The 12122-nt window shown below is 48.5% G+C and carries 12 protein-coding genes; 3 read left to right on the top strand and 9 right to left on the bottom strand.

Translation table 11 applies throughout. The features are described from left to right. Nucleotides 1-49 precede the first annotated feature (49 nt). From ACWHX8_RS06855 to ACWHX8_RS06845, 3 genes are all read right to left on the bottom strand, one after another. Nucleotides 50-388: a P-II family nitrogen regulator gene (locus tag ACWHX8_RS06855; protein WP_447971210.1), complete on the bottom strand. Its 339-nt coding sequence runs from the start codon at nucleotides 386-388 to the stop codon at nucleotides 50-52. Between the two features lie 97 nt (nucleotides 389-485). Beyond that, complete coding sequence (locus tag ACWHX8_RS06850; protein WP_447971878.1) at nucleotides 486-1685, bottom strand: ammonium transporter; 1200 nt, start codon at nucleotides 1683-1685, stop codon at nucleotides 486-488. Nucleotides 1686-1815: 130 nt separating this feature from the next. Continuing rightward, entirely contained in the window at nucleotides 1816-2979 is a 1164-nt protein-coding gene (locus ACWHX8_RS06845) for an outer membrane beta-barrel protein (protein ID WP_447971209.1), read from the bottom strand. 582 nt (nucleotides 2980-3561) lie between these two features. Here ACWHX8_RS06845 and ACWHX8_RS06840 point away from each other — a divergent pair. Both ACWHX8_RS06840 and ACWHX8_RS06835 read left to right on the top strand, forming a co-directional pair. Then, nucleotides 3562-4482, top strand: coding sequence for a mechanosensitive ion channel family protein (locus ACWHX8_RS06840; RefSeq protein ID WP_447971208.1), 921 nt, complete (start codon nucleotides 3562-3564; stop codon nucleotides 4480-4482). Nucleotides 4483-4653: 171 nt separating this feature from the next. Beyond that, nucleotides 4654-5505: a right-handed parallel beta-helix repeat-containing protein gene (locus tag ACWHX8_RS06835; protein ID WP_447971207.1), complete on the top strand. Its 852-nt coding sequence runs from the start codon at nucleotides 4654-4656 to the stop codon at nucleotides 5503-5505. A 162-nt stretch (nucleotides 5506-5667) separates the two neighbouring features. Here the strand turns inward: ACWHX8_RS06835 and ACWHX8_RS06830 are convergent, their stop codons facing one another. The 5 genes from ACWHX8_RS06830 to ACWHX8_RS06810 all read right to left on the bottom strand — a co-directional run bounded on the left by ACWHX8_RS06830 (nucleotide 5668) and on the right by ACWHX8_RS06810 (nucleotide 7960). Continuing rightward, on the bottom strand, nucleotides 5668-6051 hold the full coding sequence (locus tag ACWHX8_RS06830) for a DUF423 domain-containing protein (protein ID WP_447971206.1): 384 nt from the start codon (nucleotides 6049-6051) through the stop codon (nucleotides 5668-5670). 34 nt (nucleotides 6052-6085) lie between these two features. Further along, a complete protein-coding gene (locus tag ACWHX8_RS06825) occupies nucleotides 6086-6307 on the bottom strand; it encodes a DUF2061 domain-containing protein (protein ID WP_447971205.1) in 222 nt (73 codons plus the stop codon). A gap of 18 nt (nucleotides 6308-6325) precedes the next feature. Continuing rightward, entirely contained in the window at nucleotides 6326-6826 is a 501-nt protein-coding gene (locus tag ACWHX8_RS06820) for an RrF2 family transcriptional regulator (RefSeq protein ID WP_447971204.1), read from the bottom strand. A 551-nt stretch (nucleotides 6827-7377) separates the two neighbouring features. Continuing rightward, nucleotides 7378-7761, bottom strand: a complete 384-nt coding sequence (locus ACWHX8_RS06815; protein WP_447971203.1) for a PIN domain-containing protein — start codon at nucleotides 7759-7761, stop codon at nucleotides 7378-7380. Beyond that, nucleotides 7742-7960, bottom strand: a complete 219-nt coding sequence (locus ACWHX8_RS06810; protein WP_447971202.1) for a hypothetical protein — start codon at nucleotides 7958-7960, stop codon at nucleotides 7742-7744. The genes ACWHX8_RS06815 and ACWHX8_RS06810 overlap by 20 nt, the downstream gene beginning before the upstream one ends. Nucleotides 7961-8339: 379 nt before the next feature. Here ACWHX8_RS06810 and ACWHX8_RS06805 point away from each other — a divergent pair, with 379 nt between their 5' ends. Then, nucleotides 8340-9197: a pirin family protein gene (locus ACWHX8_RS06805; RefSeq protein ID WP_447971877.1), complete on the top strand. Its 858-nt coding sequence runs from the start codon at nucleotides 8340-8342 to the stop codon at nucleotides 9195-9197. A 263-nt stretch (nucleotides 9198-9460) separates the two neighbouring features. Here ACWHX8_RS06805 and ACWHX8_RS06800 read toward each other — a convergent pair whose 3' ends face one another. Beyond that, on the bottom strand, nucleotides 9461-11719 hold the full coding sequence (locus ACWHX8_RS06800; protein WP_447971201.1) for a hybrid sensor histidine kinase/response regulator: 2259 nt from the start codon (nucleotides 11717-11719) through the stop codon (nucleotides 9461-9463). Nucleotides 11720-12122: the final 403 nt, after the last annotated feature.

Here is a 12122-nt window from a genome sequence, read left to right as displayed (position 1 = left end):
ATACATACTAATTGACCAGTTGATTCTGGCATCGCCTTGGTCGAAATGTTTATACAGCAGACTCATCGGCCTCCCCTGTTCGAATACGAATGACCTGACTCAAGTCCGATACAAAAATCTTCCCATCGCCGATACTCCCCGTCTTGGCTGCACGGCCAATAGTTTCAATGACCTGCGGCACCATCGCATCAGCGACAGCTATTTCCAACTTAATCTTTGGAACAAATTCAATTTGATATTCGGTCCCTCGATAGGTTTCTTTATGACCTTTCTGTCGACCAAATCCTTTCACTTCCACCACAGTCATGCCCTGAACACCTAGCTCAATCAGAGCATCTTTGACTTCATCTAATTTAAACGGCTTGATAATGGCTTCTACGAGCTTCATGGGTTGTATCCTCTCGGCTGGTGAATAATTGGTGATATCAGAACACCCTCATCGAGAAGCCTATACTGACGGTCTCACTGACAAGATGCAAGTGAATTTACGCATAGGCCCGCTCCCGATGCTGGCTCAGATCCAAGCCTACGATCTCATCTTCCTGTGGCACTCGCAAGCCAATTGTCCAATCTATCATTTTCAGAATGAACATGGTTCCCACAAAAGCAAAGATCCAGGTGGCAGTCACGCCCACCGCTTGAATGAGCACTTGCGAAGGATTCCCAAACAAGAGACCGGTACCGCCTCCAACACTCGCAAACAACCCTGTGGCCAAGGCCCCCCAAGTTCCACCAATTCCATGAATACCCAGCACATCAAGGGCATCGTCATACCCCAGTTTATGCTTAACAAAGACACCCAGATAACAGACGACTCCGCCCCCCAACCCAATGACAATCGCAAACACCGGCGTCACATACCCGGCAGCAGGAGTAATCGCCACCAGACCCGCCACCGCTCCACTTGCCGCGCCCAATAATGTTGGATTGCCTCGGTATGCCCACTCGACCGCTAACCAGGCCAAAGCCCCTGATGCCGTCGCCACATGTGTCGCCACAAACGCACTCGCCGCAAGACCATCTGCCGCTAAGGCACTCCCCGCATTAAAGCCAAACCATCCGACCCATAATAGACTCGCTCCAACGACAGTGAGTGGGAGATTATGCGGAGCCATATTCTCACTGCCATACCCATGCCGCTTCCCAAGCACCAACGCACAGGCAAGGGCAGCCACCCCTGAACTGATGTGCACCACCGTCCCACCAGCAAAGTCTAATTCCCCGAATCCGGCTAGCCAGCCACCTCCCCACACCCAATGGGCGAGAGGCGCATAGATAAACGTCACCCAGAGTACGGAAAAGACCACAAAGGCACTAAACTTCATCCGTTCGGCAATAGCCCCGCTGATCAATGCCACCGTGATTCCTGCAAACATCAATTGGAAGACCATGAAGGCTAAATGTGGAATGGTTGACCCTTCCAACGGAGCAGTGCCAACTCCATCCAAGGCAACCCATTGAAAATTTCCAATCACTCCTCCAACATCAGGCGCAAACGCGAAACTATATCCCCAGAGCACCCACACCACACTCACGAGACACACCGCAATAAAGCTGTGCATCATCGTACTGAGAATATTCTTGCTTCGCACCATCCCGCCATAGAATAAGGCGAGACCTGGTATGGTCATCGCCAAGACCAGAGCGGAAGACACTAGTACCCATGCGGTATCTCCAGCACTCATCGTTGACGTCTCTTCAGCAAAAACAGAAGTCACTGATATTCCAAGAAAACCTACTATACTTAACAGCGATACACCGATCTTATATGTCAGACGATCAAACATTCCCTCTCCTTTATCCTCTTCCTATGTACTAGAAGAGATACGCGACTTCTGCGGCTAGCGTCTCCTGATGATTGGCAGACCGGTTGCCGAATTGGAAGGTATTTCGATTTGATTTATCGTAACGAAACTCCACTCGAGTCAATAATGAAGGAACCGGTTTGTACTGCAAGGTCAGCGTTCCTTCCCAAAGCGTCTGCGATGCCGGCACGACATCTCCGAAGCAGGTATTAGCCCTCCCGGCCCTCACGACGGAGCCACCACAGCCCAAGAATCCATCTGCATCTTCAAACAACTCACCACGGACACGAACCCCCCATTGATCCGTAAAGTTATGAATGACATATCCTGCCACCCCATTCCAGCGAGCATTGGTACCGGGCGTGGCGTTGGCTTGATTCGCATAGTAAGCTTCCACAACAAACTCCGTCTGATCCGTCGCCTGAATATCAATGATCCCACCGATAAGCACTCGATCAGCATTCTTGGCCCCTAAATCACCCTCTGGGCCCCAAAATCCAAAAATTGAAACACCGAGCCAATCTACTGGTGTCAGGCCGAGTAGGGCTTCAATAGATTTACTTCTATTGGGATCTTCCTGGGCTCCAGTAAAAGAGTTTATGCCACCAATTGAAAACGTCACGTTCTCCGAAAAGGTATAGGTCCCTCGAATTCCGGTTGTGGTAAACGGTTCACCCAGCCCAAAGAGCCAGGAACGCGAAAAGTTTGGATTAAAAGGACTTTCGATGACTTCGTATCCGATCAAGGTGTTCATACGACCAATGCGAAGATCAAGACCATTTCCCACAGGAGCCACGTATTGAGCATATGCTTCTTGGAAATCGACTTCGTCTTCGCCGGTATTTCCACCGGTAAATTTCGCATCTTCACCAAAATTCAACTTAATGCGAAACCCTGCGCGATCAACCATGGCCCCTTCAACCTTTCCTGCTTTTTCAAAGACGATTTGCGCCATGTTGGGTCGAAACGAATTCGCATCACCATCAAAAATCCTCAAGGCATTGGCTTGAGAATTCGGGTTATTAAAATTATGCGTATACGATGCTGACACATACCCATACAGCGAGAGGTCCAACTTTTTGATCAGAGGTTCTTCCTCCGTCGATTCTTCAATTTTTTCTAGACGTTTTAAGATGTCGGAGGTGTCATCTTCCGCCACACTCAGACTCGTCATTCCAACGCAGATGAAAAAACATGATACAAACAGAAACAGAACGTGATTACTCCTAAACTGGTTATTCAACTGCCATATCTCTTGCATGCTATCTCCTTGACGAAAAGGGTTGAAGGATTTCGTGCAAACCGCTCTCACTCGCCATCCATTGCGTGGCCGAGCGAACCAGCCTGACTCTTCACGAGATCGCACGATGACCTTCTTAATATCGGCAGAAACCCTTAAAAACTTAAGGGAAAATGAACAAACACACAGCAACTCACTGGAACAAAAATGGCAAAAAAAAAGCCCTCAGCCCCTTCTTTGGGGTGAGGACTCCGTCGTCCAGAACCGATTGAGTTTTTTCATTCAATACGCCGAGGAACAACGCTGTCCCCTGACGATAGCTAAATTTGTATCACTTGGATTCCCAACTGTCAAGGATAGATACGAAAAAACACAGATAAGAGCACATTTCATCAATGCATGCTTTACTCTAAAATTTAGAAGAATATTCAATAACCAAAATTTTGGCAATCAGACAATGCATGTCACAATACACGTGATGATGTCGAACCACCTGAATCAATGGAGGAACCACTAATGCCCGACTTGAACTATGAGTATATTTCATCCTGGCTGCTTCATAACATGACAGCGCTCATCGAAGCAGGAGTCCGAATTGTATTCATTATGGTAATGGCGTTTCTCGTAATCCGCTCAATCAAATTCGGGTTATCCCGACTCGAAGAGAGCATCATCAAACGTCGAGAACATGAAGAAACCTATCCAGGGGCAGCCTCTAAACGTATCAAAACCCTGACAGGCCTCGTGCAAACCATCAGCCTCGCAGCCATTTGGGTCATTGCAATCATCATGTCCCTTGATCAAGTAGGGCTGGATGTCACTCCCATTTTAGCCGGTGCCGGCATTATTGGATTGGCTGTTGGATTTGGCGCACAAAATCTTGTCCGTGATATTTTTAGCGGCTTCTTCATCATCCTGGAAAACCAAGTCCGGGTCGGAGACGTCGCCATTGTAAATGGTACAGGCGGACTCGTTGAGCGCATCACGTTTCGAACCATTATCCTCCGCGACATGGCAGGAGTCGTTCACGTGTTTCCCAATGGAACGGTGAACACCCTGGCCAATATGACCAAAGAATGGTCAGCCTATTTAATGGAAATTGGGGTGGCCTACAAAGAAGATACCGATCGGGTCGTTCAGGTCATGAAAGACGTTGATGAAGAATTACGACAGGACCCTCACTATAGTTCTCAAATTCTCGAACCCATCGAAGTGTTCGGCGTCGATCAATTTAAAGAATCCGAAGTCGTGATTAAGGCACGAATTAAAACCCTACCCATAAAACAATGGGGCGTCGGACGAGAATATCGCCGACGACTCAAAAAAGCATTTGATGCACAAGGTATTGAAATTCCATTTCCCCATCGCACACTCTACATGGGAGAAGCCAGCTTGCCCTTTACCGTACAAACAGACCCTGTAAAGCTCTCAGCATGAAAAGAGGGCTTGCACGTACACAACGGCCAATTACGGTCGTTCCGCTTACATGCATGGCGTGTCATCGTTGCGTGAAAAAACCATTGCGCCTTGACACCTTACAACGAACGAACAAATAATAGAGTCGCATCACGTTCAACACCTATTCACCTTTATGGAACCCGACGTTTTATGCCAGACCACGCATCCCCTCAATCACCAGAACAACCAGACAATGTCGTGACGCATGCGACAGACGAAGACATTGTTCCCCCGACGCTCGAAGGCGGTAAAACGCTTTTCGTCGATGCCACTGATGCCCAATGCTACCCCAGGCCTAGTGCGGCACTGAAAGATGCGGGACCTGACGATCAGGTCTTTGTCAAACCCGGCATCTATGAAGATCGAGTCTTTGCGGCCGATCGAAATATCCGACTGATTGGAGCTGGACGAGACAAGGTACAAATTTTCAGCAGACGAGGCAGTCCCTTGTATTTACAACGTGTTTCGAGTGGACGGGTGGAAGGTCTCTCGTTTCGATATGTTGGAAGCGATCAGCATTCAGCCATGAATATCCTGGATTCCGTGTGCACCATCACCAAATGTCGCATACTTGAAGGTATTCTATCTGGCGTCGTCATGTATGGACCGGAATGCCGACCGACCTTTTCAGAAAACGAAGTCTGTTATAACCGAGAATCCGGAATCTTTTCATTTGCGGGCGCTCGCCCCTACATCAGTCAAAACACATGTTTCGGCAATCATCACTTTGGGATTGCTGTTCGCGATGACGGCACCTCTCCCGACATAGTCCGAAACACCTCTCGCAACAATATGTTGAGCGGCATCCTCCTCTTTCATTCGGCCAAAGCGCTGATCCTCGAAAATCACTGCCACGACAATCAGCATTGGGGCATCGTCATGACTCCTGACTGTCAGTCATCACCAGAACAAGAAAAACTCCTCGAAGCAAATAGCTTAGGCGAAAATCCGCGAGGCTCACTCATCATCACGCACGAACCCCTCGCCGAAATTGGACGGTAGTTCTGCAAGACCATATTCATGAATGTCGCTCGTATTTCGTAGAAAGAATCTGCTGTTTTTTACTTGTACGCTTCACGAACGGCACCTTAGATTCTCCCTCAAGCTTCCGAAGGAAAATCCAGGTCTATAGTTGACGAAATAGAGTCACCCCTCCCAAAAGAATTATGTGGATTGCTTCCCTACGTTCCAAAATCCAATCGCCAACAACAACCAGCCGATTATAAAAAAGAGCCCGCCCAATGGCGTCACCGCACCCAGCCAGCGTATGCCAGTCAACGACAGCACATATAAACTTCCAGAAAACACCAGAATGCCGACCAGGAACGACCAGGTGGCCCATCGAAAAAGCGGAAGCTGATAGACCGCCAAAGCAGTGCCTGCCCCCATCACTCCAAACGCATGATACATTTGATATCGAACACCCGTATGAAAGACTTCCAACATGTGCTCAGATAAAATTTCGCGAAGGCCATGCGCGCCAAATGCACCAAACGCCACCCCGAGCATCGCCAGCACCGCGCCTATAGATACAAAACGAAAACCCATACATACCTCCAGTCACACGTCAGCACCATTCAGGTCACGGCGAACTGGTTGGCGGAACATGACGACCCCATTGTATATGTTGCCAGCCACGCTCATGCGCCCAAAACAGTCCGATTTTCACCAATGAATCACTCAAGCCTGCAAATAAAGCCATCGCGGCCTCACCAGAAATAAACCACACAACGATGGTGGTCACAAGAGTGGCAATCACTCGCCAGCTCAGGCCTTTGACGATACTGCGTAAATGCGTTTCCATAGTGTCGACTCCCGTCTATTAGGACGACGATCGTTTTTTCTTTTTTTGACCAACCCTCTTACGAGGCGTGACATCTTTTTTTTGAGAAAGATCTGCATGTCGAACGAAATCTTCAAGCGTATAGTGATCGAGAATCGCCGCAATGGCATTCCGGACTTCTAACATCATGCTTTGAATAGCACAGGAAGATTTTTCTGCATACGGACAGTCTTCACACTTTTGATACGCTGTTTGACTCACACAACCAATCGGCGCAAGTGGACCATCCAGTGTCCGAATCACCTGCCCCAACGTCACCTCGCCCGGGTCTTTCAATAAACGAAAGCCCCCATCCACTCCCCGTCGGCTCGTCAAAATGCCCGCGTTCTTCAACGTCAACAGAATCCCCTCCAGAAAGCCCAGAGGAATTCGTTGCTCCTTCGCCAACTGCGTTCGCTGCACCGGCACCGCCTGCTCATAATTCGCCGTGAGCTCAATCAACGCCCGTAACGCATACTCACTTTTCTTCGAAAATCGCATAATCTTTGTAATGTTAACTAATTATATTAAGAATAGCAAAACCTCACAAATACAACCCTCATCTCTCTTCCAATACCCTGACTGATGTGAAAAGGTGAGAACGCATCAAGGGAAGAAAGACATAGCAACAAGCAACCACCACTACGAGATAAATTTCCTGAAAAGCCCTGCCGGGTAGAACCTCGAATGCCAAAAGACCCCCTAAGCACGTGAAAGCGATCAAGGGCTTGAGATACGGTTTAGGAGAAGGCCTGCCTGATAGTCTGGATCGAGTCTTACGCGGCGACGGGTTCTCTTGGGGCTGCTTCAATGCCATCCGAAATTTGAATGACTTTGCTTACGTGAGGCAACTGGCATAACCCCCGGAGGCATCGCCAGCCTTGCTCTGCACAGCGGCACAACTTGGCATTAATGGCATTTAGGGGTCAGACATGACTATTGATTTTTATAACCCACACGTAAATACGGGCGAAAGAAATCCACGCGTTCAATGACAGCCAATCAGCGCACTAAGGCTTACAATGATTTAGGGGAGAGTTCTCTGGACGACATTACGAAAACAATTGAAGCGAGACTTTCCTCGCTATTTTCGTGAACACGGCATCTTCCGTCAGGAGTTCAGCCTGAAGGTCGAGCGCACATTGCGCAACATGTGCATCCGGCGTCGACACAGTCAGTCCTTTGGTTAGCAGAGTCGCGCGAAGCTGTCCAACCCTGAACCAATGCTGAAGATCGCCTTGAACAAGCGGGAGATCACCTAATAAAGACTCAAGGGCCGATCGATGTCGAGTTGTGAGTTTGCCACTGGTCAATTCTGCGGCAATAAGCCCAGATACATACACTCGACCTTCGGCTAAGGCCTCATCGATAATTGCATGCTCTCCTCGATTGAAGTACTCAATCCAACTTGACGTGTCAACGACGATTCCGCTCACGCGAGGTCTCCAAATCAATCGTCAAATTCAACTTTCCTTTCAGACGAGCGGCTTTTGCAGCAGCCTTACTTCGAGCAACCATGGCTAACCCCTGAATAAGCGTATCGGTTATTCCTGATCCTGAGGCATCACATGCTTCCTTCAGTAAATGTGTGGGAAGATTTGCGGTGACTCTTCTTGTTGGCGTAGAAGTGTTCATATATATATTCATATCATCATTCATATGATCTCGCAAGTTTTTCGGCCCGTGTTTAAGGAAAAACTCCTTCAGGCATGAGCATTCCACGTCAACAGCTGTTGACTCTATACTGAGCCGTTTATTTTAAAATAAAAGTTAAAACGAACGACATTCATAGAAGAATGTGGCGATGATTCGGACCTCCCACCTCCCAGCAATAACATCTCGTATGAATTCGACCGGACAAAATACCACCACCATCGACATTCCATATGAAATTTGACAGTATCCTCAATATACGTACTTGCCGTTGGGGGAAACGAGACGTATCTATCGTAGACAACAAGAACAGGAAACAGAAAACATTCGTTCCACATGAGACAAGGAGAAGGATATGACGATGCCCACAAAACATATTGCACAAATAGAACGTGAAACCAGTCGTCATTGGGTGGGTGATGGCTTTCCTGTCAGAAACATCTTTTCGTATGATACGTTGGGAACGGAACTGAGTCCGTTTTTACTTCTTGACTATGCCGGGCCTGCGGATTTCGACCCAACCACCAAGTCCCGTGGAGTTGGCACTCATCCCCATCGAGGATTTGAAACCGTAACGATCGTTTACCAGGGTGATGTGACGCATCAGGACAATGCAGGCAATGCAGGAACCATCGGACCAGGTGATGTGCAATGGATGACCGCAGCCAAAGGCATTCTTCATGAAGAAATACATGGACCGGTGCTCAAAGAACACGGCGGTACGTTAGAAATGGTCCAATTGTGGGTCAATCTTCCCGCCAAGGATAAAATGTCGTCCCCCCGGTATCAGGATATTCTCAACGCCAACATCCCCGCAATCCCACTCGATAATAACGCAGGTGCCGTAAGGGTAATTGCCGGGGAATTTCACGCAGTCCGAGGTCCTGCAAAAACCTTTACGCCAATACATCTTTGGGATGTCAAAATCCAGGCAGGCCACGGCATAGACTTACCATTCACGGCAGGGTTCACAACAGCCATCTTGACCTTAAACGGCAAAGTCACCGTGAATGATCGTTCAGAATTGCAGAGCGCTGAATTGGCGTTGTTCGAACGTGAAGGAGACACCGTTCATCTTCATGCGCATGAGGACACCAGCTTGCTCGTGCTACATGGAGAACCCATTGCCGAACCAATTGTCGGTCGCGGTCCATTCGTTATGAATACGCAAGAGGAAATTCGTCAAGCCGCGAATGACTTTAACGCCGGACTTTTTTAACGGAGACGGCTCCGGATTGTTCCCACGCGTCCAACATGAATCCATTCACCAAACAGTGCCTGACATCGAACAGAAGTCAGGCACTCAGAAGCCGACACCATACCAAGGTCCTCTGGAACGACGAAGGGCATACATGAGACAACAACAAACGTAACAACGTTAGGACTGAAAACTTCTGCTCCCTACAACATAGACGACACATTGAGCATGAACGTTCTTCGTACAAACATCTGTGGTGAGTGATGAAAAAGCAGAACCTCCCCTCAGGTAGCCGAAGACTCCACCACAACCTCATACATCACTTTGCTCAGCTCCTCGAGTGAATAGGGTTTCCGCACAACTCCCTGAAAACCATGGCTATGGTAATTCGCCATGACCGGGTCCTGAGAATAGCCGCTTGAGACAATGGCCTTCACTGCTGGATCAATCTGCTGCAAACGCCTCAACGTCTCTTTTCCACCCATACTTCCGGGGATCGTCAGATCCAGAATGACGGCTGAAAAATGCTTCCCACATTGCATCGCTTGCCTATACAGCGTGATCGCTTCTGAACCATCTCTCGCTAACTCGCACTGATACCCACAGTGAGTCAAAATTTCTCCGGCAACCATTCTGACATGGACATCATCATCCATCACTAAAATCCGTCCATCCCCTTTCCGAGTCTGAACAACTTCCGTAGCACTCGGCACCTGCGCATCAGGAGCCGCTGGAAATATAAGCGTGAACTCCGTGCCGATTCCGTGCTTACTCTCAACGGTCATAAGGCCTTCATGTTTTTTCATGATCGAATACGCAGAGGCTAGACCGAGGCCATGCCCTTCAGACTTGGTCGTAAAATAGGGATCAAAAATTTTGGGCAACTGTTCATCAGGAATACCGGGCCCTGTGTCACACAACGACACCTTCAGATACGGACCGGGAGGCAATGGAATACGTCGTTCCAGCGTCTTTGAGGGAAGCAGTACATTTTCTGCTCGAATCGTGATCGTGCCTTCATTGGACATCGCTTCCACTGCATTGATCACGAGATTATGGATGACCTGACTCATCTGCCCTGGATCCACATCAGTTGGCCAAAGGTCCGGTTGAAACACATACTCGCAGGCCACGGCTGAGCCAGAGAGAGAAAAGCTTGAGCTTTCCTTGATCACCCTGTCCAGATATGTCAGTTGCTTTATCGGCTCTCCACCTTTTGCAAACGTCAGGAGTTGTTGTGTGAGATCTTTGGCGCGCAACGTGGCTTGCGCTGCCTTGGTCAAAAACTCTGCTCTTGCCGAACTGGCGATCTCTACCTGCTGAGCCAAGTCAATATTTCCCAGGACACTCGTGAGGAAATTATTAAAATCATGAGCAATTCCACCAGCCAGCGTCCCCACGGCTTCAATTTTTTGCGAACGTAACAGTTGAGCCTCAAGACGTTGCTTTTCCTCATCGATTTTTTTTCGTTCGGTGACATCACGAGTGACGCCCACCATTCCAATACCCTGCCCCCGCTCATCTCGAAGCAGACTTCCCCGCACTTCGGCCCAGACGGTCGATCCATCCTTACGGTAATGTTCCAACTCCAACAGAAACGATCTGAAACGATCGGCATTTCCGGTAGATTCAAGTCGTAACTCCTCATCAAGCACCGCTCTAGCTTGTCGAGCGGAATCAGGTGTCAGCACTTCATCGAGGGAATGCGTCATAGCTTCTTCAGGAGTAAAACCAAGCAATGACGTAACAGACGGGCTGATATATGTGAAGCGTCTTCCATCCAACGCCATCAGCCAAATGACGTCGGTCAGATTATTAGCCAATAGCCGATAACGGGCTTCCGATGCCTGCAATTCGGCCGTACGAGCCTTCACCATGGTCTCCAGTTGGTCTCGTGCTGTGGTGGCATGATCCAGAAGCTGAGCATTTTCATGTTGCAAGGTGATACCCTTGGCGATCAAGAGATGGTTTCGACGAGCGACCATACCCATCATGACCATAAACAATATGGATAGCAGCCCCATGGCAACATGCAGATCATCCCCGTGTTGAAAAAAAATGACTGTAAACGGCACGGCCGTCGGCGCACTAAAGGCCCAAAAGGCTTGGGGTAATGCCGAATGCATGGCCGTCGAGCCAGCCACCATGCCTCCCAGCACAAAGATTAGCCCAAATTCGTGAGGAAGCGAGTCGAGAGGGTAGAGAAAAAATCCTGCAGCTCCCCAGGTCAAACCCGAGAGTAAATTTCCCAGAATAAACCAATGACACCATCGAGAGATATCTTCTGGCGACGGTGTCATACGTCGGTAACGAAAAACAAGCACTCCCCTGATCGCGTTGATAAGCGTTAAACTACTCACCCAAACGAGCAACAGGCTCGGCGCCATCACATTCCAGAGAATAAACACAAGAATCAAGCTCGTGATGCATGAGGCGATAATTCCGACAGGAGCAAGCGCATACAGCTGCGCAACCTGCTCACGAAAGAGTTGCGTCTTGAGTGGAAGATGACGAAAAGAAGAGGAAAGGACAGAAGAGGGCATATGACGTGACGTTATTGGCATTCTTCAAATGTACACTGTGGAGATTTCTGTAGGATACTGCGTTTAGGAAAATTTTTCTACGCTAATTTTATCAATTCCTGCTCATTACTCATAAATTCATGTGAAAACTAAAGAAACAGTCTCGCGTAGAGCACACCCTCCTTCTATTCAGTGGTCCACAGATTATCCTTTTCCCATGCCAGCTATGTTTCTGGTTGTCAGGGTGTTATGGTGATGTGATCATGTTATAGCCGTTTCGAATAACTTCCACATGCTTGCAGTGAGTAATCGCGCGGGGCTATAGCCGATTCACTGAACTTCCGAACCCTTGAAAGTTTTGACACCGCGGTGAAAGTCTTTAGGCATTATAGCGAAACCAAATAACTTCCAACCGAATGTACAT

The organism is Nitrospira sp. M1 (genome assembly GCF_965152605.1).
This window is presented reverse-complemented; position numbering and strand designations above follow the sequence as displayed.